Source organism: Streptomyces sp. NPDC093568 (genome assembly GCF_044764945.1).
Classification (GTDB): domain Bacteria; phylum Actinomycetota; class Actinomycetes; order Streptomycetales; family Streptomycetaceae; genus Streptomyces.
On record NZ_JBIWJD010000003.1, the window covers coordinates 735,591 to 757,513 of the forward strand.

The 21,923-nt window shown below is 69.2% G+C and carries 20 protein-coding genes, 2 pseudogenes and 1 riboswitch; of the genes and pseudogenes, 13 read left to right on the forward strand and 9 right to left on the reverse strand.

What is annotated here, in order from left to right; all coding sequences use genetic code 11:
* Positions 1–274 precede the first annotated feature (274 nt).
* Both ACIRD7_RS17360 and ACIRD7_RS17365 read left to right on the forward strand, forming a co-directional pair.
* The gene (locus ACIRD7_RS17360) at positions 275–1,894 is read left to right on the forward strand and encodes a serine/threonine-protein kinase (protein ID WP_403453792.1); all 1,620 of its coding nucleotides are present in this window, start codon (positions 275–277) and stop codon (positions 1,892–1,894) included.
* Positions 1,895–2,178: 284 nt separating this feature from the next.
* The gene (locus ACIRD7_RS17365; RefSeq protein WP_403453795.1) at positions 2,179–3,420 is read left to right on the forward strand and encodes an MFS transporter; all 1,242 of its coding nucleotides are present in this window, start codon (positions 2,179–2,181) and stop codon (positions 3,418–3,420) included.
* A 93-nt stretch (positions 3,421–3,513) separates the two neighbouring features.
* Here ACIRD7_RS17365 and ACIRD7_RS17370 read toward each other — a convergent pair whose 3' ends face one another.
* On the reverse strand, positions 3,514–4,590 hold the full coding sequence (locus ACIRD7_RS17370) for a glycoside hydrolase family 5 protein (protein ID WP_403453797.1): 1,077 nt from the start codon (positions 4,588–4,590) through the stop codon (positions 3,514–3,516).
* A 343-nt stretch (positions 4,591–4,933) separates the two neighbouring features.
* Here ACIRD7_RS17370 and ACIRD7_RS17375 point away from each other — a divergent pair, with 343 nt between their 5' ends.
* Together ACIRD7_RS17375 and ACIRD7_RS17380 are read left to right on the forward strand one after the other, a co-directional pair.
* Positions 4,934–5,449 (forward strand): hypothetical protein, encoded by a 516-nt coding sequence (locus ACIRD7_RS17375; protein ID WP_403453800.1) that lies wholly within the window; start codon positions 4,934–4,936, stop codon positions 5,447–5,449.
* A 205-nt stretch (positions 5,450–5,654) separates the two neighbouring features.
* A complete protein-coding gene (locus ACIRD7_RS17380; protein WP_403453802.1) occupies positions 5,655–5,969 on the forward strand; it encodes a hypothetical protein in 315 nt (104 codons plus the stop codon).
* Positions 5,970–6,038: 69 nt separating this feature from the next.
* Here the strand turns inward: ACIRD7_RS17380 and ACIRD7_RS17385 are convergent, their stop codons facing one another.
* A complete protein-coding gene (locus ACIRD7_RS17385) occupies positions 6,039–6,779 on the reverse strand; it encodes a VOC family protein (RefSeq protein ID WP_403453804.1) in 741 nt (246 codons plus the stop codon).
* A 163-nt stretch (positions 6,780–6,942) separates the two neighbouring features.
* On the opposite strand from ACIRD7_RS17385, the gene ACIRD7_RS17390 reads away from it, so the two are divergent.
* Positions 6,943–7,344: a DUF3592 domain-containing protein gene (locus ACIRD7_RS17390; protein ID WP_403453806.1), complete on the forward strand. Its 402-nt coding sequence runs from the start codon at positions 6,943–6,945 to the stop codon at positions 7,342–7,344.
* A gap of 70 nt (positions 7,345–7,414) precedes the next feature.
* Here the strand turns inward: ACIRD7_RS17390 and ACIRD7_RS17395 are convergent, their stop codons facing one another.
* On the reverse strand, positions 7,415–8,158 hold the full coding sequence (locus ACIRD7_RS17395; RefSeq protein ID WP_403453808.1) for a methyltransferase domain-containing protein: 744 nt from the start codon (positions 8,156–8,158) through the stop codon (positions 7,415–7,417).
* 317 nt (positions 8,159–8,475) lie between these two features.
* Between ACIRD7_RS17395 and ACIRD7_RS17400 the strand changes: the two genes are divergently transcribed.
* Positions 8,476–10,629 carry a hypothetical protein gene (locus tag ACIRD7_RS17400; protein WP_403453810.1) on the forward strand — a complete coding sequence of 718 codons (2,154 nt, stop codon included), beginning with the start codon at positions 8,476–8,478 and terminating at the stop codon, positions 10,627–10,629.
* Positions 10,630–10,712: 83 nt separating this feature from the next.
* Here ACIRD7_RS17400 and ACIRD7_RS17405 read toward each other — a convergent pair.
* Positions 10,713–11,209 (reverse strand): annotated as a pseudogene (locus ACIRD7_RS17405) (MFS transporter); the annotation flags it as partial.
* A gap of 36 nt (positions 11,210–11,245) precedes the next feature.
* Positions 11,246–11,851 carry a histidine phosphatase family protein gene (locus ACIRD7_RS17410; protein ID WP_403453812.1) on the reverse strand — a complete coding sequence of 202 codons (606 nt, stop codon included), beginning with the start codon at positions 11,849–11,851 and terminating at the stop codon, positions 11,246–11,248.
* A gap of 151 nt (positions 11,852–12,002) precedes the next feature.
* Positions 12,003–12,081, forward strand: a riboswitch (cobalamin riboswitch).
* Positions 12,082–12,141: 60 nt separating this feature from the next.
* Here ACIRD7_RS17410 and ACIRD7_RS17415 point away from each other — a divergent pair.
* Together ACIRD7_RS17415 and ACIRD7_RS17420 are read left to right on the forward strand one after the other, a co-directional pair.
* Complete coding sequence (locus ACIRD7_RS17415; RefSeq protein ID WP_403453814.1) at positions 12,142–12,363, forward strand: CbtB domain-containing protein; 222 nt, start codon at positions 12,142–12,144, stop codon at positions 12,361–12,363.
* Between the two features lie 25 nt (positions 12,364–12,388).
* Entirely contained in the window at positions 12,389–13,153 is a 765-nt protein-coding gene (locus tag ACIRD7_RS17420; RefSeq protein WP_403453816.1) for a CbtA family protein, read from the forward strand.
* A 144-nt stretch (positions 13,154–13,297) separates the two neighbouring features.
* Here ACIRD7_RS17420 and ACIRD7_RS17425 read toward each other — a convergent pair whose 3' ends face one another.
* From ACIRD7_RS17425 to ACIRD7_RS17435, 3 genes are all read right to left on the reverse strand, one after another.
* Entirely contained in the window at positions 13,298–13,516 is a 219-nt protein-coding gene (locus ACIRD7_RS17425) for a hypothetical protein (RefSeq protein WP_403453818.1), read from the reverse strand.
* Between the two features lie 149 nt (positions 13,517–13,665).
* Positions 13,666–13,896, reverse strand: a complete 231-nt coding sequence (locus ACIRD7_RS17430) for a hypothetical protein (RefSeq protein WP_403453820.1) — start codon at positions 13,894–13,896, stop codon at positions 13,666–13,668.
* A gap of 364 nt (positions 13,897–14,260) precedes the next feature.
* Entirely contained in the window at positions 14,261–15,511 is a 1,251-nt protein-coding gene (locus tag ACIRD7_RS17435; protein ID WP_403453822.1) for a protein kinase, read from the reverse strand.
* 700 nt (positions 15,512–16,211) lie between these two features.
* Here ACIRD7_RS17435 and ACIRD7_RS17440 point away from each other — a divergent pair.
* The 3 genes from ACIRD7_RS17440 to ACIRD7_RS17450 all read left to right on the forward strand — a co-directional run bounded on the left by ACIRD7_RS17440 (position 16,212) and on the right by ACIRD7_RS17450 (position 19,974).
* Complete coding sequence (locus tag ACIRD7_RS17440; protein ID WP_403453824.1) at positions 16,212–17,465, forward strand: low temperature requirement protein A; 1,254 nt, start codon at positions 16,212–16,214, stop codon at positions 17,463–17,465.
* 130 nt (positions 17,466–17,595) lie between these two features.
* Positions 17,596–18,162 carry a PadR family transcriptional regulator gene (locus tag ACIRD7_RS17445; RefSeq protein WP_403453826.1) on the forward strand — a complete coding sequence of 189 codons (567 nt, stop codon included), beginning with the start codon at positions 17,596–17,598 and terminating at the stop codon, positions 18,160–18,162.
* Between the two features lie 93 nt (positions 18,163–18,255).
* Positions 18,256–19,974: an acyl-CoA dehydrogenase family protein gene (locus tag ACIRD7_RS17450; protein ID WP_403453828.1), complete on the forward strand. Its 1,719-nt coding sequence runs from the start codon at positions 18,256–18,258 to the stop codon at positions 19,972–19,974.
* A gap of 168 nt (positions 19,975–20,142) precedes the next feature.
* Here the strand turns inward: ACIRD7_RS17450 and ACIRD7_RS17455 are convergent, their stop codons facing one another.
* Positions 20,143–20,805, reverse strand: a complete 663-nt coding sequence (locus ACIRD7_RS17455; protein WP_403453830.1) for a pyridoxamine 5'-phosphate oxidase family protein — start codon at positions 20,803–20,805, stop codon at positions 20,143–20,145.
* A 127-nt stretch (positions 20,806–20,932) separates the two neighbouring features.
* Between ACIRD7_RS17455 and ACIRD7_RS17460 the strand changes: the two genes are divergently transcribed.
* Both ACIRD7_RS17460 and ACIRD7_RS17465 read left to right on the forward strand, forming a co-directional pair.
* Positions 20,933–21,352, forward strand: coding sequence for a hypothetical protein (locus ACIRD7_RS17460; RefSeq protein ID WP_403453833.1), 420 nt, complete (start codon positions 20,933–20,935; stop codon positions 21,350–21,352).
* 374 nt (positions 21,353–21,726) lie between these two features.
* A pseudogene (locus tag ACIRD7_RS17465) lies at positions 21,727–21,831 on the forward strand (VOC family protein); the annotation flags it as partial.
* Positions 21,832–21,923: the final 92 nt, after the last annotated feature.

Below are 21,923 nucleotides of genomic sequence, written 5' to 3' on the forward strand. Positions count from 1 at the left end.
CCCTGCCGGGATCGGTAGCGGCACCGGGGGCGCTGACGGCGACGTTAGCCTTCCCGCCGCCGACCGACCGCCCGCGACACGACCGTGCCCCCCAGAAGCACCCGCCTGCACGTGAGGCCGGCTACTCGGATAGTGAGCCTGCTCGGCCACCCCCTGTGAAGTTGATGTGAACGTGTCGCCTGTAGATTGAGCTCACGCGAATGCCGGGCGGAGCCCCTGCTCCCCGCCCGCGGTTTCCCGCCCTGCTGCGGCCCGAGTACCGCCCGGAGAGAACATGAGGAGTCTGGATCCCGGCGATCCGCCGGCGATCGGTGGCTACCCGCTGCTGGCCGTGCTCGGAACCGGTGGCATGGGACGGGTGTTCCTCTCCCGCACCGCCTCCGGGCGGCCGTTGGCGCTGAAGGTGCTGCGGGCCGAGGTCGGCATGGACCCTGGCTTCGAGGAGCGGTTCGCCCGCGAGATCGCCAGCAGCCACCAGGTGCGCTCCGCTTGGACGGTCCCGGTCGTCGATTTCAGTCCCCCCGGACAGCGACCGCAGTGGCTGGCCACCGAGTACGCTGCCGCACCGTCCCTCGCCGACTGGGTGGAGCGCAACGGCCCGCTGCCCGAGCCGGCCCTGTGGGCGCTGGCGGCTGAACTCGCCGAGGGACTGCGGGCGGTGCACCGGGCGGGCTTCGCCCACCGTGACGTGAAGCCGTCCAACGTACTGCTGAGCCGCCGCCACCCCTTGCTCATCGACTTCGGCATCGCGCGTGCCGCCGACGACACCCGGCACACCAGAACCGGCGGCGTGATCGGCTCGCCCGGCTACATGGCACCCGAGCAGGCGGCCGGAGGGATCTCGGCCGAGCCCGGAGACGTCTTCTCACTGGGCGCGACGCTGGCGTACGCGGCGACGGCCAACGGCCCCTTCCTACAGCCGGGGGAGACCCCGTCGGCGGCGCAACTCCTCTACCGGATCGTGCACGAGGAGCCGACCCTCGACGGCGTACCGCCCGCTCTGGCGCCGCTGCTCGCCGCCTGCCTGCACAAGTCGGCGCAGGCCCGGCCCACAGCGGCCGAGTTGATGGAGCGGTTCGGCGCTGCTTCCGGCAGCTGGACAGCCGCCCTGCCACCGGAGCTGTCGGCGGACATCGCCGCGAAGGAAGCCGAGTTGCAGGCCTTGCTGCAGGGCGCGGCGCCTTTGCCGGCGACACCGCATCCGGCACCGCCGACCGGATTCGGGCCGCCTGCTATGCCTATACGGCCCCCTGCCCTTTCACCCGCTGGCCCTCCAGGACCCGTATCGCTCGGCCCGCCCGGCCCGGACACGGGCACCACGCCCGCTCGCGGACGGGCACGGCTGCGTACGGCCGTCGGCGCCGTCGCGGGTGCTGCGGCGACGGCAGTCGTCGTCGCTCTGGCCTGGCCGAACGGCACTGATGGAGGCACCGACGGATCCGGCCGTACGTCAACGCCGCCGTCGCCTTCCCCGTCCTCGTCCCGTTCGACGACGTCGGATGCCTTGCCTTCCTCCTGGGTGGGCACCTGGAAGGGAACCGGTCCGGGCAGCACCGCCGGGGACGGCGTCGTGAACGCCCGTACGACCAAGGTGTCCGTGACCGTCACTCTTCACGCGGCGGCCAAGGGCGGCATCGTCGGCCGACAGACCAGCCACGTGATCGAGGCCGGCAGCGGCCGGGACATCGGGTGCACCGAGACACTGCGCCTGCAGGAGACGCACGCGACGTCCATGGTCTTCGAAGCCGCCACGAGCTCTCCCACCGACCCGTCCACCGGGGCGCTGTGCGTGCCGGGCAACATCTACACCCTGACGAAAACCGGCGCCGACACACTGACCCTGGGCGACGAGGGCAGCCAGACAGCGGGTTCGCCCTCGCGTTTGACGCGCTAGTAGAACCACGGCTCACCGACAGCGACGCAGGGCTGACGTAGGGCTGACGGAGGGCTGCTTCACGGGTCCTCCAGGCCGGCATGAGATAGATCACGACAAGACGCGGCCTGATCTTGGAATGCGCGGTCTCCCACTGCTGCTGCACTGTTGACGGGCTCGCCCTGTGTGGGGGTGCGCTGGGCAAGGGTGCTCGACGCGGCCGGCCGAGGTGGGTGTCCCCACGACCTCGGCCTTCTCTGCTCCCTCGTCCCTCGATCGCTGTCTTCGAAAGGTTCTCCCACACCATGCCTCTGGCTCTGCTGGCCCTGGCTGTCGTCGCCTTCGGCATCGGCACGACCGAGTTCGCCACGATGGGGCTGCTGCCCCAGATCGCCGACGGGATCGGGGTGTCGGTCCCCCAAGCCGGCAATCTCGTGTCGGCCTACGCGCTCGGTGTGGTCGTCGGTGCCCCCGTGCTGACCGGCATCGGTGCGCGCATCCCGCACAAGCGGCTGTTGCTCCTGCTGTCGGGGCTGTTCGTGATCGGCAACATCGCCTCCGCCCTCGCCCCGAACTTCGGCCTGCTCTTCGCCGCGCGCTTCCTGGCCGGACTGCCGCACGGGGCGCTGTTCGGCGTCGGCGCCGTCGTCGCCTCCCGGCTGGTCGCCCCCGAACGGGCCGCACGCGCCGTGTCGAAGATGTTCCTCGGGCTGACGGTCGCGAACATCATCGGCGTCCCCGCAGGCACCGCCCTCGGGCAGCAGCTCGGCTGGCGGTCCGCCTATGGCGCCGTCGCCGTCATCGGGCTCGTCGCACTCGCCGCCCTGGCCGCCTTCGTGCCTCACCAGCCGCGCGGTCAGCAGGCCGGCATCCGGCACGAGGTGCGGGCCATGGGCAACCGGCAGGTCGCGATCGGCCTGGCCACGGCGGTGGTCGGGTTCGGTGGCTTCTTCGCCGTCTACAGCTATCTCGTGCCGATGCTGACGAACCTGACGGGCATCTCCGACACCTCGACCACCCTCGTCCTGGCCCTCTACGGCGTAGGCATGACGGTCGGCACGCTGATCGCCGGTCCCCTCACCGACCGCGCCCTGCGCCCGACTCTGTACGCTGGTCTCGCCCTGCTCGCGGCCGGGCTGGTGACGTTCTACTTCACGGTCCACAGCACCGGCGCGGCCCTGGTGACGATCACCTTCATCGGCGCGATGGGTGCCTTCATCACGACCCCCGTCCAGATGCTGCTGATGGCGAAGGCCAAGAACGCCCCGACGATGGCCGCGGCCTCCAACCACTCCGCCTTCAACCTGGCCAACGCGGGCGGCGCCTGGCTCGGCGGACTGGCCATCTCCGCGGGCTGGGGCTGGGCCTCACCGAACCTCATCGGCGCGGCCCTCGCCGTGGCCGGCCTCGGCCTCGCGTTCATGGGCGGCCTCATGGACCGGGGCAGCGGCCGCAGCTCCGTGACCTCCGCAAGCTCCGATGTGATCACGTCGTCCACGACGGAGGCTCTGACGGAGCCGGTCCCCACCACCTCGGCCAAGGGCTGACCGAGCAGATCGAGTAGATCGAGTAGACCTAGTAGGTGGCCTGTGTGAGACACACAGGCCACCGGTGCGATCACACTCATTCACGCTCGCCCATTACCAGTTGTCCGCCGACATGACGCGCTCGCGGATCCAGACTCCGGCCGGCTTCAGCGGCGAAGTGCCGGTCCAGGGGCCGGACCTGTCGCACGTGCCGGTCTTGAAGACCGCACCGGAGCGGTTGTCGTCGGAGAAGTTCCAGTTCGTCCAGCTGATCTTCTTGTTGGCCATGAGGTCGAGGTAGCGCTGTGACATGGCGAAGTCGTTGCTGCCCTCGCCGGCGTAGTTCTGCGTGCCGAACTCCGTCACGAACACCGGGAGCTTGTCGGCGGCGCGGGAGAGGGTCGCCAGGTACTCGTCGCGGTGCGAGTACGCGTAAAAGTGGAAGGTGTACATGATGTTGGACGCCCTGACCGGGTTGTTCACCACCTCCGACTCGTCGGCGCCCTCGGACACGCCGAACGAGGACCACGCGCGCGTTCCGACCAGCACCGGGGCATCGGAGTCGATGGTGCGGATGGTCGGGATGATCTGCTCCGCGTAGCTCTTGATCCGCGACCAGCTCACACCGCTGGGCTCGTTCGCGATCTCGTAGAGGACGTTGTTCTTGTCCTTGTTGCGGTTGGCGATGTCGGTGAAGAACTGCCGGGCCTTGCTCAGGTTGGCATGGGGGTCGCCAGGGGTGAGCATGTGCCAGTCGACGATCACGTACAGACCCCGGGCGGTCGCCTGCTGGACGAGGGAGTGCGCGAGGTTGGTGAAGTGCTGCGGGTTCGTCTCGTAGCCGCCCTCCTGCACGTAGGTCGAGACGCGCAGGATGTCGGCCTTCCAGTCGCCTGCCAGGGCGTCGAGCGAACCGCTCGTCAGGCAGTGCGGGTACCACTGGGTGCCGTGGGTGCTCATGCCCCGCAACTGGATGGGGTTTCCGCGGCTGTTGCACAGCTTGGTGCCGCAGACCTTGAGCTGTCCGTTGACGGAGACCGGCGTAGCCGCCGCGGCTGCGGCTGGGGCGCGCCGGTCGGTGGTGCTCGCGTGGGCGGAGCCGGTCGGGACGACGCTCAGGAGGAGCAGCAGGACGCTGCCGAGCGCGGCGGCTACGACACACTGCCGTAGCGACAGGCGTAAGGCTCTCATGTGAACCTCGTTCAGGTAAGTGATTGATAGGAAACCTTCCTATCGGAGGAAAGCAGAGCACTCCGTGGGCGACAAGGGCTCAATCGCTATCCACATTCGCTGGGGCGTTCACAGGGAGTTCATGTACGTGATCGCGGTGACGTGCGTGTCTAGGCGCGATTTTGGAACACGGGGGAGTCGCCGGTCGGCCGCACCTGCGCCGCCGTGGGCTCGAAGCCCGCCCGCCCAATCGCCTTCCGTTTTGTCCCCTGGCCAACGCGCGTAGACGGCGGGCACCATGCTGCCCGTACCACCTGCACAGCCGCCCCTCACGAATCAGGCCCACCGCAGGAAGGTCCCCCAGATGAAGGTCACCAAGGCCTTGAAGCTCCGCTCGGTCCTGACCGCGCTCACCCTCGTCATCGCCCCGGGCGCCGCCGTCATCGGCACGGCCGGCGAGGCCTTCGCCGTCACCAAGATCAGTCACGCCACCGCGACGTCCATGTTCCAGCAGGTCGGCATCACTTGGTCGTCGTCCGGCAACTGCTCCAACCGCAACGACCCCACCTGCACGTCCTTCGAGCAGCTCAACCTGGCCACCGCCCAAGGCGCCCAGACCCTCAAGCGCGCCAGCGGCTGCGCCCTGAACATCACCGGCGGCACCGAGACCGGACACGCCTCCGGCACGTACTCGCACTGGAACGGCTACAAGCTCGACTACAGCAAGTACACCTGCATCGGGAACTACATCAAGAACAACTTCACCTACATCGGCCTGCGCGGCGACGGCGCACCCCAGTGGCGTTCCGGCTCGGGCAACATCTACGCCGACGAGGGCAACCACTGGGACGTCCTGTACTACAACTGCGGTGGCTGCTGAACCTCTGCCCAGCACGGCAAGCGAGAGCTCGTCCCTTCCGGCAGCCGTCCTCGGGCTGCCGGAAGGAAGACCCTTGGAGGCCATGGCACGATGTACGGCATGATGACGAACCGAAAGGTCCATGCCGCGTAGACGGCCAGGGCACGTCCGGGCCGCCCGTATTCCCCGCCACCGGACACGAATCGCGACACCCGTCATCGACGGCTTGTCCTCGCGTGCGCTGTCCGAGATCGTCCGTCTCGAACGCACCCGCAACTATCTGCGGCCAGGAGACGTCAGCGCGGCCCTGTGCCTGTGGAAGGACTACGTCCACCACCCCGAGCGCGACCTGTGGCATGACTACGAGTGGGGCAACGTGCACTGGTACTGCTGCGGCAACCCCCTCGAAGCCCGCGCTCTCCTCGATGCCGTGATGCAGGCCATGTCCCCGCGAAACGCTCGCGAACTCCGGCAGATTGTCAGCCGGTTTGATGCCGTGTGGAACCGACCATCACCGCCGTACGACGCAGGCGAAGGTTAGATCAGAGCCCGCCGCGGACCGTCGACGAGCGAACCGATCATGATCGTGCTACGAGCCCCAGGCCTTGCGTCAGGGCAGAGCAAGGACGCAGAACTCGTGGCCCTCCGGGTCGGCCAGGCACGTCCAAGGGACCTCGCCCTGGCCGACGTCGAGGTCGGTGGCGCCGAGGGCGCGCAGCCGGGCCACCTCCGCCCCCTGGTCGTCACCGGGGTACGGCAGCAGGTCAAGATGGACGCGGTCCGGCACCGTCTTCACATCGGGTGTGCGCAGGAACTCGAGATACGGTCCGACACCCTTGGCGGAGCGCAACACCGCCTGGTCGTCGGTCACTTCGTGCGGGGTCCAGTCCACCGCCGCGCCCCAGAACCGGGCCATGGCCCGCGGATCCACGCAGTCGACCACAACCGCGGCGATCGGTCCCGTGTCCCGGTAGATCTCCCGGGGCTCCGGCACACAGAACTCGTTGCCCTCGGGGTCGGCGAGGACCGTCCACGGCACGTTGCCCTGGCCCACATGGGCGGGCGTCGCCCCGAGAGCCTTCAGGCGTTCGACCAACTCCGCCTGATGGGCCGAGGAGGTGGTGGCCAGATCGAGGTGCACACGGTTCTTTGCCGCGGACTTGGGTTCCGGCACGGGAACGACGTCGATGCCGAGGCCGACCGGGTCTGGCCACACGAGGCCACCAGGGGGTCCGACGTAGGTGGTCACGCCGGCACTGTAGGCAGTCCAGCCGAGCGCCTCCGCCCAGAACCGGCCGACCGCCGGGCAGTCAAGAGCTTTGATGTTCACCATTACAGGTCGCAGTACCACGTCGGAGATCCTAGGCCCGCGCTCTGCAAGGACATCCGCGGGTGCCGCGGCCGGACAACTTCCGGAAGCGGGGCGGCCCCGTGAACCATCGGGCTGCATGCCGCGTCCTCCTGGTGCGTAGCAAGTGCCGGACGGGCGCTGTGGGAGGGAGAGCAGGGGACGAATGACGGGTGAAACGATCGGTGGTGGGCTGGCTGTAGTGGTGGGCTTGGTGGGCCTGGGGGCCGGTGCGCGGGAGGTACGGCTGCAGATGCGGTTGAGCCGCCACGGGCTGCGTGCCGAGGGCGTGGTGGTGGACCAGGAGCATGAGCCCGGGGACGATAGTTCGACGCCTGTCATCGAGTTCACCGACCGGCAGGGCCGACCCGTCAGGTTTCGGCCCGTCGCGAGGGGGATGGGGCTGGGGCTGGCCCTCGGAGCCCAGGTGCCGGTCGTCTATCTGCCCGGAAGGCCGAAAAGCGCGAGGGTATTCACCCGGCAGCACCGCCTGTCTCCGATCGTCGGCCTGTTCGCCGGAAGCATGATCTTCCTCGGAGTCGCGGCTGGAGCCGTGCTCACGCGCTGAGCCGGCCACCCCTCCTCGTTCTCACTGACGGATCCACCGCCAGACCCGCCACGGGATCCTCGGCCACGCCCTAGTGGTCCGTCACGATGATCCGGTAGCCCACATCAATGGCTTCGAGCGTGAGCAGCTCGGCATAGCGGCTGTGCCAGCGGCCGTCCCTCAGGTCGTCGGCGAGACGGGTCAGCCCGCGCGTGAGCGTGTCGTCGCCGGTCTGCGCCAGCATGGAGATTCCCGCGCGTACCCGCGGATCGAGATAGGCATGCGGGCGGCGCCAGTACGCCGCGCCGAAGCCGTCGATGCAGTCGTGGGGGCCGAGGACTGGCTCCTGGCGTCCACCACCGAGCAGGTCGATCAGCTGGTCAACGGGGACGGCCCGCGTGTCGTCGTAAGCGGCCGCCTCGGGGACATAGTCGCGCACGAGCCAGAACCGCTCGCGGAAGATGTGCTGGTCCCAGGTCAGGATGACAATGCGGCGGCGGGCAACCCTGCGCAGTTCCCTGATTCCGGCCACCAGGTCGGCCCAGTGATGGACGGTCAGCAGGGCCATGACCGCTTCGGCGGCGTTGTCGCACAGCGGGAGGCATTCCGCCACGGCCTGCACGGCGGGCGCAGCTCCCGCCGGCCGCTGGGAGATCATGACCTGACTGGGCTCCACCGCCAGAGCCGTCTGCGGAGGCTCATAGGAACCCGCGCCCGCACCGACGTTGACCACGTTGGTGGCGTCTCCCAGCGCGGCGTGGATCTGCGCCGCGATCCGCGGATCAGGCCGGCGGGTCTGGGCGTACGTCACGCCGAGCGTGTCATAGGTGGCCATGGCGGCAAGTATGTGGGGCGGGCGGCCTCAGCACACTGCTTCGCGTGTCGGCGAATGCCCTGACCGCTGCGCTGGTTCCGGTCGCTCAGGTGGCCAGCGGCCTGCGAGATGAACCCCGAACGGCACCCGCAGGTATGGCACATGGCGGCCAAGTGCCGGCTTTGAGTAGATCCGACTCCGTGAGGATCTTTCCGCCAGGAGCGCGCAACCTGCGCCCCGTGCCGTGGGTCGGACCGGTCGAACGGCCGGTTGACGGCACTCAAGTGCTCAGGGGACGTGTGGTGCGAACAGCGCGAGGAAGCGGAAGAAGCGGCAGGGTGGGATCGGCCGTCGGCGCGGTGGTCCTGGCGATGTGCGCCGGGCTGCTGACCTGGACACCGGCCTCAGCGGCCGTGACGGACGAAGTGGAGATGCCGTCCGTCACGCTTCGCGCGGCCCCCATGACCAACAGGCCGGCGAACCTGTACGCCGCGGATGACTCCGGCTATCTGTCGACGCCGTCGCCCGCCGAGCCGTCGAGCCTGTCGACGTGGGTCCGCGACGACGGCTCGACTGTTGAGGGCCTACCCACTCCGGTGGCTGTCAACGGTGGGTTCGGACTGGAGCGCGTCCAGGAGTCGAACACCTACCGGATCCGGCACTACGCGACCGGCGAGGTCGTACAGGTGGACCTGCCCGCGACCGACAGGGCCACCCGGATGTTCGCCGAGAACCGTCTGGTGACGCAGCGTGTGGTCGACGGCGAGAGGACCCTGCACCTTCTCGAAATCTCCGAGGGCGGCGGGCTGCCGACCGACCGTCAGGTGTCCGGAGTACTGGACGACCTGGCCGATGCCGAGGTCAACGGTGACGGTGATTTCGTCCAGGGCGCGATGTCGGACGGCCGCGGCGGTGCGTTCGAGTACAAGCCCGACGGCGCTGCCGGGCGAACGGCGCTGCTGGATTTCGCGACGGCCCGGGTGACCTATGTACCTAGAAGAGGCTTCGACTCGATCGGGGTCCTGCACCTCGGCCGCGACAGGGTCCTCTTTTTGGCTGTCGACAAGAGTTTCAAAAGGGCGAAACTGTACGTCATAGACCGTGCCCGTCCGGACCGGCCCGGAACCCTCACCGACCGGCTGCCCGACGAGGAGAAGGCCATCGAGGGCCAATGGGACGCGGCCAGGGTCCGTGTGGTCGGCGACTGGCTGGTGTACGCCAACACGATCGACGGCACGGTCCACGCCGTACCCGTCGGGGGCGGCCCGGCCCGCACGCTGCTGCCCCGCTCCACCCTCCGTACCCGCTTCGTCAACGCCCCGGACGGCAGCGTCTACATCGACGGTGGCAGCGACGACGAACACTGGGCGGTGCAGCGCATCACCCCCGCCGAGGACGGCACGCCGGTCGCCGAGCCGGCCGTCCCCCTGCCTCCGGTCACGGTATGGGAGGCCGGCGGCATGGCCCTCGACCACGGGCGGCTGCTGCTCGCCACGGAGAGCGCGGGCACACCGGGCGAGGGCACCACCCGGCTCACCGCTTCCAAACTCTCCCTGGCGGCGGACGGAACACTGACCGCCGGACCGCTCGAGCACTTGGGCGACCTGGGATACAGGGTGCCGGACAGAGAGCCCTACATCGACGCCATGGACGCGGGCTGGGACCAGCCCTGCTACGGGGACTGCCTGCGTCTGACCGCCACGGGAAAGTCCACCGTCGCGCACAGCGTGTGCGGGGTCGGGTACGTCGTGGCGGCAGCCGGCCCCTACCGGGTGGTCCGTCCGGCCGACCAGGAGGTCTGCCCGACAGGAACCGACAGGCAGGAGGTACGGGACGGGGACAAGGTACTGAGCACCGGCCCGCGGCAACCCGCGGCCCTGTGGGGCAGCACTCTGTGGACGCCGGGCAGAAAGACCGGCACTGTCTCCGCGGTTTCTCTGCCTTCCCTCGATCCGGTGAGCACGCAGCACGTCGGCGCCACCTGCGTTCCCAAGGAAGTGCAGGTGGTGGGCCGTTGGATCTACTGGTCCTGCGGGCCGGGCAGTGATGCGGGCGTGTACGACCGGGCCACGGGGCGGCAGATCGACGTACCGTCCGGATACGCGCAGTTGGCCAACGGCTACCTGGTCAGCCAGGCGACCGCGGCCCGCAAGCTGCTGATCACCTACTTCCCGGACGCGGTGCCCGCCGACCGCGTCGGCACGAGCGAGCTCGGCCCACTGCCCTCACCCCTCCGCGCCCCGCAGGACCGGCGCGGCCGGTTCTGGGCGGTGGACCGCTTCGACGGCGCGGTGGCCTATCTCGAGGCCACCGGGGACGTGACCGTGAAGTGGCCGAGGGTCCGCGCCATCTCGTTCGCCGAACCAGAACCTGACACCCCGTTCGCGTGGACGCAGTTCGGCGCCCTGGTCGTGCTGGCGCTGGCCTGCGGGATCACCCTCAAGTTCGCCGGCCGAAAGCCGTGGTCGCCGTTCCGCCGGCCGTCCGGATAGGCCGAGGCGATGTCCTCGCCGTCATCCTCGAGTCCGCCGCCGGTTCCGGCCCGGTCGGCCGGGGTAAGAGGTTGGCTGCCCTATCAGGCTTCTTCTGCGCTGCGTGGCCAGGTGAGACGCCTGGTGAAGTGGGCGCCCGCTGTCAGGACCGTGACTGTCGCAGCGCAGCCGCCGAGCACCATGACCGCGGAGGGAGAGGTGCGGTCCAGGACCATTCCCCCGGAAGGGCGCCGATGGAGGTCGTGGCTTGGAAGGAAGCCGTGAACAGAACCGAGGCTGCTTCGGGGACCGACGGCGCCGCCTTGGAAAACCGGGTCTGCGATGCGACCGGCACGGCGCCGTAGCCGACGCCCCACACGATCAACAGGGCAACGGCACCGGCTTCCGGACACCCCACCGCGGGAAGCAGAAGAGTCGCCGCTTCGATGAGTCCGGACGCAAGTGCGAAGAGCGTCCGCGAATACCGTGCCACCCGCGCACCCCCGAGGAAGTTGCCGAGGATGCCGGCAGCGCCGTAGATCAACAGGAACGTCGTGATCGGGCCGTAGCCGGCATGGGTGACCTGTTCCAGGAACGGCGTGCGCTGGAGCGTGAAGCTCAGCAGCCCTGCACGGGGCTACGACGGCTCGGTCAGCCGCCCGGTGCCGGACTGCGCCCCGCCGAGCGGCTGCCCGAGACGCAGGTTCCAGCGCCCGGACCGCCCGCTGAGCTCCGTCGCGGTCAGCGGTGCCACGTCGATCCGCCAGAAGGCCGGCTCGGGAGCCCCGAGCGTCCGCACCACCGTGGCCCGTACGACTTCGGGATCGACCACGGCGACGGTCCGGCCATCAAGGCGCGCAGCGGAATCAAGCCAGGCGGCGATCCGGTCACAGAACTCCCGTGCCGACTCCCCGCCGTGCGGCGCGGATGCAGGATCCGCCAGCCACAGGGAAACCGCCTCGGGCTCCCGTGCACTCACCTCTGCCAGGGCCGCGCCACGCCAACGGCCCATGTCGAGTCCCGTCAACTCCGGTACGACCGCGGCGTCGAGTCCGAGCGCTTCGGCCGTCTCACGGCAGCGTACCGACGGAGAGACCCAAGCCCGGTCCACTGCCGTGAGCGTTCCGGCCGCAGACCGCGCGCGGCGGAGTCCCGTGGCGTCGAGCGGACAACCGTCGTCGAACCGGGCCTCCCGGAGCGCCAAACTGATCGCAGGTGAGATCAACATCACTCGGCTCGTCATGTACCCGTTCCCGTGCTCAACTTCCCGGCTCTTCCTACGACTTCAGGTCATCCAGAGGGCGCGGGTGTGCCCCCGTGCGCTCTTGGCCGCGCCCCTGCTTCGCGGTACCTTCTCGGGCGATGTCCACCACGGACATCGACGACGGTCCCGCGGAAGCCGGTGAGACTCCGGCACGGTCGCGCCACTGTAAGCCCGGTTCGCACCCCAGGTGCGGGCAGGGCAAGTCAGACCCGCCCCGTTGCCCTTGTGCACCACCAAGACGGGACGCGAGTTCCCCAGGAGGGCCTGCCATGGCGCAGTCTGTCGCTCAGCCGACCACCATTCCCACCGCAGTACCCGCCAAGCTGCCGATCGGTGCGATCGCCCCGTGGGCGGTGTTCTTCGGCATCCTCATGCTGGTTCTGCTCTACTTCGTCGGCGTCGAACAGGGCGCCACCTCCGTGATGAGCGGCGAAGAGGTCCACGAGTGGGTGCACGATGCCCGCCACCTGCTCGGCTTCCCCTGCCACTGACAGCGGCGGGGAAACGTCCAAGCTCATGAACTCTGCAACCGTCCGCAATCTCCTGGTGCGTGGCATGATCGCGGGACTCGCCGCGGGCCTGCTCGCCCTTGTCGTCTCCTACTTCTTGGGCGAGCCGAGCGTCGACGCCGCCATCGCCTTCGAGGAATCCCACGCCCACGGCGGTGACCACGGCGAGGAACTCGTCACCCGCACGATGCAATCCACCGCCGGGCTGTCCACCGGTGTCCTCGTCTACGGGATCGCCTTCGGTGGCATCGCCGCCCTGGCGTACTGCTTCGCGCTCGGCCGCATCGGCCGCTTCGGGCCGCGCGCGAGCGCGCTGCTCCTCGCCGTGGCAGGCCTGGTCGCCGTGTACGTCGTGCCGTTCCTGAAGTACCCGGCCCAGCCGCCCGCCGTCGGTGATCCCGACACAGTCGGCCGGCGTACCGCCCTGTACTTCCTGATGGTGCTGTTGAGCGTGCTGCTCGCTGTCGCCACCGTGATCCTCGGCAAGCGCCTTGCGCCGCGCCTGGGCAATTGGAATGCCACGATCGCCGCGGCGGCGGTCTTCGTCCTGGCCGTAGGGCTCGCGTACGTGTTCCTGCCGTCCTACAACAATGTTCCGGAGCACTTCCCGGCCGACGTGCTGTGGGAGTTCCGCCTGGCCACGCTCGCCGTCCAGGTGACCTTGTGGACCGTCTTCGGGCTCGTCTTCGGAGTGCTCGCGGAGCGCGTACTGGTTCCGCGGGCGGCAGCCGCCGCAGAACAAGCGGGGCGTGCGGCTCCCGTACCCAACTGAGAACATCCGCTCCGAAGGCCCCGACCGGCAGGCTCCGGCGGGGCCTTCGCGTTTCAGGAGAGCGTGGCCAGAGGCGAGGTGATGCCCTCTCGTGCTCGAGGATCACAGCGTGCACTTGGTCGGGGGAGGCCGAGTCGGCGACCGTCACCGACCGTTGAGGGACGCGGTGTGCAGTTCGTCGGCCACGAAGCCGTGAATGTGCCCCCTGCCGTCGGTGACCGGTGCGGAGTCGACGGGATGCGGGTGACCGTCGTGGAGGCCGGTGTGCTCGTGTTCGAGGGGTGCCGCCTCCGGCGACGGCCACAAACCCACCGCCAGCAGGGAGAGCAGCGCGGAGCACCCGGTACCGAACGCAGCCCACACCGCCGGCAGCGCGGGCGGGCACCAACTCCCACCCGGCGCGGCGGTGATGCCCTCAGCCCCGTGAACACGATGGCGGGCGGCAGCGCGGCGGGCAGTACCACCGCCCGGTCGGAGACCCTGTCCACGCGCGGGCAGGAGGAGGGCCACAGTCATGGACCCGGCGTCGAGCGTGCCGAGCCCTCCGGCCGCCCAAGAAGGTCGCGAACGTGGACGACGGTGTTGACGATGACCATCGCGCTGGCGGTGGCGCCCGCGACGTCGAGCGCGAGGAGGGCGCGAGGTTGCGGGACGTCGAAGAAGAGTCGGGAGCCCGCAGTGGCCTTGGTGGAGGCGCTGCCGGTGCGCGGGGCCGGGACGGTGACGGACTTGGGCAGAACCATGGCGACCACGAGCGGGGCTGGGCCGAGGCGCCGAAGCCCAGCACGGTACCCATGGACAGCCAGTTGTACGTCATCACCGACAGCAGTGCCGCCGCGAGAGCGGGGGAGAACACGTGCTCCATGGCCCAGGTGCCGGTTCAGGCGGGGGAGGAACGCAGATGACCGTCGTTCAACTCCTCGTCGGCGCCCTGACGCCGCTGACCAACGCCTTCTTCATAGGTGCTGAGTTCGCCCTGATCTCCGTCCGCCGCAGCCGGATCGAACCGCGGACGAAGGAGGGGGCCAAAGCGCCCATCGGCCGTGCGCTGCCGGCCAGGCCCTGCCGCCGCGCCCGCGGCAGGCCTGTCCGCTCTGCGAGCGGGTGTCAGCCCTTGCCCTTCTTTTCTTCTTTCTGCTCCTCCTTCTTCTTCCTCTCCGCTTCCGTGTTCTTGCGTTCTTCATCCGCTTGCTGCGGATTCTCCTCAGGCTTGCGGACGTCCGGCGTGGGTGAAGAGGCGGAGGCAGCTGGCGGTGAGGGTGACGGCGTCTCGGACGCGGGTGCGGCGGGTGCGGAGTGCGACGGCGTGCTGCCGGGGAGCGGCGTGCTGGGGCCGCTGCCGCCGGAGGTCAGGGAGGCGCCGACGGCGACGGCCGTGGCGAGAAGGGCGAAGCCGGCCAGGCCGAGCAGCCCCTTGGGGGACATCCTGCGGCCGTGTGCGGGCTGGGCGGGGGCCGGGAAGGCGCCGGTCTGCTCGGACGGCGACGGCGTGGGGATCACGGTGGTGGGTTCGTCCCTCGGCGCGGGACCGACCGGATCCGGCCGCTCCAGGGGCCCGGCCAACCAGGTGGCAGCCTGGTCGGCGGTGGGGCGCCGTGCCGGGTCCTTGGCCAGCAGATGCAGGACGTGGTCGGAGAGCGGGTGCGGGACCTCCGGCCGTAGGTGGGCGGGTGGGATCGGGGCGGTCTCGATGTGCTGCTTGACCACGGCCACGGCGTTCGCGCCGGGGAAGGGCGGTCGCCCGGTGAGAAGTTCGTACAGCACGCAGCCGAGGGAGTAGACGTCGGAGGCGGGTTGGGCGGGTTGGCCGAGTCCACGTTCGGGAGCGAGGTAGGCGGCGGAGCCGACGATCTTGCCGGTAGCGGTCAAGGTACCGGCTTGGTCGTTGGCGAAGCGGGCGATCCCGAAGTCGGTGATCTTCACGCTGCCGTCGGCGGTGAGCATGACATTGCCGGGCTTGATGTCGCGGTGGATCACCTGCTGGCAGTGGGCGGCGGCCAGGCCCGCCGCCATCTGCGCCGCGATGCCGGCGGCCTCGTCCGGGGGCAGGACGCTGCGCCTGGCGCGTTCCTGAGCCAGGGTCCAGCCGTCGACGAGTTCCATGACCAGGAAGAGCTGCCCGTCGTGGGAGCCGAAGTCGTGGACGCCGACCAGGTTGGGGTGGTTGAGGCGGGCCGCGGTCTGGGCCTCCAGGCGGAAGCGTTCGGCGTCGGTGGCCGCCACTTGATCGGTCTGGCGGGGCCGCAGCAGTTTCACGGCGACCGCTCGGTTCAGCACCTGGTCGGTGGCGTGCCAGACCTCGCCGATCGCGCCGCGCCCCAGCGGTTGGTCGAGCTGGTACCGATCCGCTATGAGCACGTGCACACTCACCCCTCGCCCCGAGGACAACTCATCGCCCCGGCGCCTGAATTCATGTCATATGAGCGCAAGTGCGCCGGGCGCATTCAGCGTACAGACGCTTCGGCGTCCCGCACCGACCGGCCCGGCACCGGGGCTGGGTTCCGCCCCGGTGCCGAGCGACGGCGCGCGCCGGGCAGGCAGGCGTCGGGGGGATGAGCGCCTGCCCGCCTCGGCGCGAGGACCCGCCGATGAAGGAGGAAACAGGGCGGGCCTCGCGGGACCGGGCTAGCCGGTCCACACCCGCTACAGCGCAGCCGCCTTCCCAGGTGTCACATCCGGCCATCGCGGCCCGGTCGCCCGGCGTGGTGTCCGCCTGAGGCCGCGGTGAGCGTGCGGATCAGCACGGCCGACCCGGCCGCGACCGCGCCGGGGGAGATGAGGACCGCATGTCACAACCACCCGCAACCGCTGCCCGGCACGTCGTCATCCACGCGGGCAAGGCACTTCCGAAACCGGCCACACGCCTGGCAAGAATGTACGCGGCAGAGGCCTCTGGGGGGCGCCGGGACCGCTGCCGCTGGACGCAACTCGTACTGCTCCGCCCTGCCGAATCAACCACAGCTGTCCGACCCACTGCGGCGTGCCCGCACCTACCGCGCCAGGGCAGCCGTCACCATCACATCGCCACGCGTTCGGCCCCGCCATACAGGAGCCTCACATGTCCGACAGTGCCCCCGAGTCCCGCCCCGCCACCGCGAAAGCCATCCCCCTGGGCACCGGCACCCGCAGATGGCTCTTCCGCCCACCGCGGCGTCACGGCGAAGCGGACACCAGTCGCAGCGTCAGCTTTCTGGAGCTCTTCTACGACCTCGTCTACGTCGTCCTGGTCGGCCAGGCGGCCCACACCCTCGCGGAGGACCTCACCTGGCGGGGCACCGCAACCTTCGCAGTGCTCTTCGGGCTGATCTGGATCGCCTGGCTCAACGGCACACTCTTCTACGAGCTGCACGGCCGCGAAGACGGCCACACCCGTTCACTGATCTTCGTGCAGATGCTGCTGCTGTCCCTCATGGCGGTCTACGTCGGCCACGCCGACGGCGACGACGGCCGCACCCTGGCCGCACTCTACGCACTGCTGCTCGCCCTCCTCAGCTACCAGTGGTACTCCGTGTACCGGCAGGACGAGCCGGAGCTGCGCAAGACCCCTCGCCGCTATCTCATCGTCATGGTCGCGGGCATCATCCTGATCGCTGCTTCGGTACCGCTGTCGGCCGACGCCCGCCTCGCCGTCTGGGCGGTGTTCGTCGTCGCGTGGACCGGTGTGGAGTGCGTCATCCTCATCTTCTGGCGCAGAACGCCGACTTATGAGGTCGTGACCGACACCATGGTCGAGCGCTTCGGACTCTTCATCATCATCGTGCTCGGCGAAGTCGTCATCGGTGTCGTGAACGGCCTGACCGAAACCGAACGCAGCGCACTCGTCACGACCACGGGTCTGCTCGGGCTCGCCATCGGCTTCGGGTTCTGGTGGAACTACGCGGACTTGGTGTCCCGACGGCTGCCCCGCGAGACCGGCCACTCCCTGGCGACCTGGATCTTCATTCACCTGCCGCTGGCCATGGCCGTCGCCGCGGCCGGCGCCGGGATGGTCGGGCTGGTGGAGCACGCCACCGACCACCGGGCTCCCGCCGCCGTGAGCTGGCTGATGGCCGGTTCCGTGGCCGTCATGCTGCTCACGACGGTGGGGCTGCTACCCACCCTCGCGGACTACGACCGCTATCTCTCCGCCTACAAGTCCGTGCAAGCCGTGCTCGCCACGGCAGCCGTCCTCGCCCTCCTCGCGGGCTGGTCCCGCCCCGCCCCCTGGCTCCTCGCTCTCACCTTGTGGCTCCTCCTCTCCGTGACCTGGGTCTTCGCGTTCGTCCGGTGGCTGAGCCAGGGCTCCCTGATCAACGAGAGGACAGCCGAGTAACGAGCAGCACAGGCCCTGTCCGGTCCGGGCGCGGCGAGCGAGGCGTGCGTGGCCGCCGCACAGCGTGAGCCCCGTCTCACCCGCCCGGCACCTCTTGGCTATGCAACGAGTTGCATATGAAGATCGAGGCATGGCGCTCGAGCACGCGATCCTCGTCTCCCTGCTGGAGAAGCCGGGTTCCGGCTATGAGCTGGCCCGGCGATTCGAACGGTCCATCGGATACTTCTGGACCGCCACGCACCAGCAGATCTACCGCGTCCTCAAACGCATGGAGAGCGACGGCCTGCTCGCCGTCCGCGGACTGCCGCAGCAGAGCCGGCCGGACAAGAAGGAGTACTCCGTCATGGGCCCCGGCCGGGCCGCCCTCTCCCAGTGGCTGCACGAACCGATCGAACCCGAGAGCATCCGGCACGACCTCGCCGTAAAGATCCGTGGCGCGGCCTTCGACGACCCGTCCGTGCTCGTCCGTGAGGTCGAACGGCACCGCCAGGTGCACAGCGACCGGCTCGCGCACTATCTCGCCGGAGAACAGCGTGACTTCACCGGCCCGACGGCCCCGACCCCGCTCGACGCCGGTCAGGAGCTCCAGCATGTAGTCCTGCGCGGCGGCATCGCCTTCGAGCGCATGACCATCGCCTGGCTCGACGACGTACTCGCCACCCTCAGCCGCCTCGCCACGCCACCCCCGCAGACCTGAGCCGCGGGCGTGTGGAGGGGGCCACAGCCGCCCGCTCTCCGCGGCCTCCTTCAATCCCTCACCATCACCCTCAACCCTCGGAAGGCGACCTCCATGGCCGACTCCCTCCTCTTCAACCCGCGCACATACGACCCGGCGCAGTTCGACCCGGAGACCCGCAGGCTGCTGCGGGCCACCGTCGACTGGTTCGAGGACCGCGGCAAGCGCAGGCTCATCGAGGACTACCGCTCCCGCGCCTGGCTGGCCGACTTCCTCGCCTTCTCCGCCAAGGAAGGCCTGTTCGCCACCTTCCTCACCCCGGCGTCCGCCGCCGGCCACAAGGACCAGCGCTGGGACACGGCCCGGATCGCCGCCCTCAACGAGATCTTCGGGTTCTACGGACTCGACTACTGGTACGCATGGCAGGTGACCATCCTCGGTCTCGGCCCGGTCTGGCAGAGCGACAACTCCGCGGCCCGCACCCGCGCCGCCGAACTCCTCACCCAGGGCGAGGTGTTCGCCTTCGGCCTCTCCGAGAAGACGCACGGCGCCGACATCTACTCCACCGACATGCTGCTCACTCCCGACGGCAACGGCGGCTTCAGGGTGACGGGTTCCAAGTACTACATCGGCAACGGCAACGCCGCCGGGCTCGTCTCGGTCTTCGGCCGCCGCACCGACATCGAGGGCCCGGACGGCTACGTCTTCTTCGCCGCCGACAGCCGCCACCCCGCCTACCACCTCGTGAAGAACGTCGTCGACTCCTCCAAGTACGTCAGCGAGTTCCGCCTCGACGACTACCCCGTGGCCCCGGAGGACGTCCTGCACACGGGCCGCGCCGCCTTCGACGCCGCCCTCAACACCGTCAACGTCGGCAAGTTCAACCTCTGCACCGCCTCGATCGGCATCTGCGAGCACGCGATGTACGAGGCGGTCACCCACGCGCACAACCGCATCCTGTACGGCCGCCCCGTCACCGCCTTCCCGCACGTACGCCGCGAACTCGCCGACGCCTACGTCCGCCTCGTCGGCATGAAGCTGTTCAGCGACCGCGCGGTCGACTACTTCCGCTCCGCCTCGCCGGACGACCGCCGCTACCTCCTCTTCAACCCGATGACGAAGATGAAGGTGACCACGGAGGGCGAGAAGGTCATCGACCTGATGTGGGACGTGATCGCCGCCAAGGGCTTCGAGAAGGATACCTACTTCGCCCAGGCCGCCGTCGAGATCCGCGGGCTGCCCAAGCTCGAGGGCACGGTGCACGTCAACCTCGCGCTGATCCTCAAGTTCATGCGCAACCACCTCCTGAACCCGGCCGAGTTCGCGCCCGTACCGACCCGCCTCGACGCGGCCGACGACACCTTCCTCTTCGAGCAGGGACCGGCCCGCGGCCTCGGCTCCGTGCGCTTCCACGACTGGCGCCCCGCCTACGACGCATACGCAGCCGTCCCGAACGTCGCCCGCTTCCGCGAACAGGCCGACGCCCTCTGCGAGTTCGTCGCCACCGCGGCCCCCGACGAGGAGCAGAGCCGCGACCTCGACCTCCTGCTCGCCGTCGGCCAGCTGTTCGCACTGGTGGTCCACGGCCAGCTGATCCTGGAGCAGGCCAAGCTGACGAACCTCGACGAGGACGTGCTCGACGAGCTCTTCTCCGTCCTCGTCCGCGACTTCTCCGCCTACGCCGTCGAACTGCACGGCAAGGACTCCGCCACCGCGGATCAGCAGCGCTGGGCGCTCGGCGCGGTCCGGCGCCCCGTCGTCGACGAGGCGCGTGCGCAGCGCGTCTGGGAGCGGGTCGAGGCCCTGTCCGGGGCGTACGAGATGGCGCCCTGACGGGGCCTGTCCCAGGGGGCTCGTCGACAGGTGAAGGTCACGGCCCCCGGGAGCGGTGACGCCCGTACCGCGTGCCGCTGTGGTCTCCGCGCGACCTGCTGCGCGCAGACCACGGCGGCCACGGAGGGCACGAGGCTCAGGGCCAAGCGCTACCGGCTCCCGCTCGGCTCAACCCCTGCCCGGCAGCGATCCGGTGTGCGTTGCCGCAGTCTGCTCGCCCTGGTCCAGCGAGGCCTGATGCTCGGCGGACGCGACGAAGTAGTCGGCATCCTTCGGCCGCTGGGCCCCCGAGCGTGGACGCGGCACCGGCTCAAGGTGGGGGATGTGCTTGGAGCAGTGCACGTACGCCTCGTCCACCGTGATGTGCACCCAGAATTCCGGCCTGCGTCCCGGAGCGGTGTCCACGGGGAGGTCGGGATAGGCCCGCCGCTGCTCCTCGTCCCGGTGGAGCCTCGCCGCACCATTGACGTGCAGGCCGATGTGGTCGTGGGTGAAGTCGACGAAGAGCAGGCCTATGTGCGGGTTCTCGGTGATGTTTCCCGCGCTGGCGAGGACACCGTTTCCGCGGTACTCCGGGTAGGTGAGCGTGCCGTCGTCCAGCACAGTGACGAAGCCCGGGGGACCGGCACGGAAGGTGACGTCACAGTTGCCGCCGGAGTCCGACGTGGACAGGAACGCCATGGTCTGGCGCCCTATGAAGTCCGCCATCTGCGGCGTCAGACGGGTCTGCACCTGTCGGTCGTAGAAAGTGGCGGCCTGGTCTGCTGTCCCGAGCAGATGCTGTAGGCGGCGCTCGCCGTCGGAGCCGGTGGAATCGTGTGGGGGGTTCACGAAAACGCGCTGCCTTCCTGTGGCCTTGATCTGGGCGTGAGGAGCGTCGGCACTCTAACGCCCGACGGTGAACGGTGTCGTGGTCGGTACCCGCAGGCCAGTAGTGACCAGTGGTGATGGGCAGGTTATGGAGTCGCAGCTGACGGCACTCGGTGTGGGTTGTGTCGCCGTGTGGAAGGCAGTGGCTGTGACTGTCCGACATCCTGCTGCGCGGAAGGGCGGGCGATTCAATCGTCTGTCCGAAACCGCGGCCGCCTTTACGAGCTCCCCGCCCTTCTACTTCGTCTGCCTGGCGCTGGTGGCTTTCTTCATCGTCGTCCATGCGGCGGAGCTGGGGGAGCACTGGATGTTCCTGGCGGGGGATCTGATGACCGCGGTGACGTTGCTGCTGCTCGCATTGCTGAAGAACTCCGAGCAGAGGGCCGAGCACGCGATCCAGCGAAAGCTGGACGCCATCGCTGCCGCGCTGCTGGAGGAGCGGGAGGGGAAGACCGGTAAGGCCACGGAGGAGCTGAGGAAGGCCATTGGGATGGACGAGGAGGTCTGATCGCTGGGGGAGGGGGGAGACCCGCCCCGTAGGAGGAACTTGAAGCCACGGCAACGCCCGGCTCGCCAGGGGGCCAGTGGCCGAAGAAGGTGGCTGCGGCGCTCGACGCGACGGACCGATCGTCGTGGAGACGAGGACGTTCGGCTCGCGCGTGATTTACGAACGCTACGGGTGCGCCTGGGCTGAGTCGGCCTCACACGGCTGCCCGTCTTGGCGGTGTTGCCGGGCGGTCCGGTGAAGACCTGGTGGTAGTGCGCCCGTCCAGCGGCAGGCAGGTTGGAAGGCAGGCTTCCCTGCCGCCGTGTTCCTCCATGCTCAGGGAAATCCATCCATCAATATGGCGGAAACATCAATTCTGCGTCTGGAGGTCTTGCATGCATCGCGATGGATTTCCCGCTCCGGATTCCGGGCTTCTACTCACTCACTTTCTGACGGTGGCTGACGTAGCCCGTTCCCGCGCTTTCTATACCGAAGTCCTAGAGGTTGTCCCGTATGGGGCGTGAGTTATCCGGTGAGGGCCAGGTTGTGGAGCCGGGCGATGCCGAGCATGGCCTGGTGAACGCCGTTGCCC

Excerpts from the sequence above, each read along its gene's own strand:
- ACIRD7_RS17360 (WP_403453792.1), top strand. The coding sequence starts at position 275 with ATGAGGAGTCTGGATCCCGGCGATCCGCCGGCGATCGGTGGCTACCCG.
- ACIRD7_RS17365 (WP_403453795.1), top strand. The coding sequence starts at position 2,179 with ATGCCTCTGGCTCTGCTGGCCCTGGCTGTCGTCGCCTTCGGCATCGGC.
- ACIRD7_RS17370 (WP_403453797.1), bottom strand. The coding sequence starts at position 4,590 with ATGAGAGCCTTACGCCTGTCGCTACGGCAGTGTGTCGTAGCCGCCGCG.
- ACIRD7_RS17375 (WP_403453800.1), top strand. The coding sequence starts at position 4,934 with ATGAAGGTCACCAAGGCCTTGAAGCTCCGCTCGGTCCTGACCGCGCTC.
- ACIRD7_RS17390 (WP_403453806.1), top strand. The coding sequence starts at position 6,943 with ATGACGGGTGAAACGATCGGTGGTGGGCTGGCTGTAGTGGTGGGCTTG.
- ACIRD7_RS17395 (WP_403453808.1), bottom strand. The coding sequence starts at position 8,158 with ATGGCCACCTATGACACGCTCGGCGTGACGTACGCCCAGACCCGCCGG.
- ACIRD7_RS17410 (WP_403453812.1), bottom strand. The coding sequence starts at position 11,851 with ATGACGAGCCGAGTGATGTTGATCTCACCTGCGATCAGTTTGGCGCTC.
- ACIRD7_RS17415 (WP_403453814.1), top strand. The coding sequence starts at position 12,142 with ATGGCGCAGTCTGTCGCTCAGCCGACCACCATTCCCACCGCAGTACCC.
- ACIRD7_RS17420 (WP_403453816.1), top strand. The coding sequence starts at position 12,389 with ATGAACTCTGCAACCGTCCGCAATCTCCTGGTGCGTGGCATGATCGCG.
- ACIRD7_RS17430 (WP_403453820.1), bottom strand. The coding sequence starts at position 13,896 with ATGGTTCTGCCCAAGTCCGTCACCGTCCCGGCCCCGCGCACCGGCAGC.
- ACIRD7_RS17440 (WP_403453824.1), top strand. The coding sequence starts at position 16,212 with ATGTCCGACAGTGCCCCCGAGTCCCGCCCCGCCACCGCGAAAGCCATC.
- ACIRD7_RS17445 (WP_403453826.1), top strand. The coding sequence starts at position 17,596 with ATGGCGCTCGAGCACGCGATCCTCGTCTCCCTGCTGGAGAAGCCGGGT.
- ACIRD7_RS17450 (WP_403453828.1), top strand. The coding sequence starts at position 18,256 with ATGGCCGACTCCCTCCTCTTCAACCCGCGCACATACGACCCGGCGCAG.
- ACIRD7_RS17460 (WP_403453833.1), top strand. The coding sequence starts at position 20,933 with ATGGAGTCGCAGCTGACGGCACTCGGTGTGGGTTGTGTCGCCGTGTGG.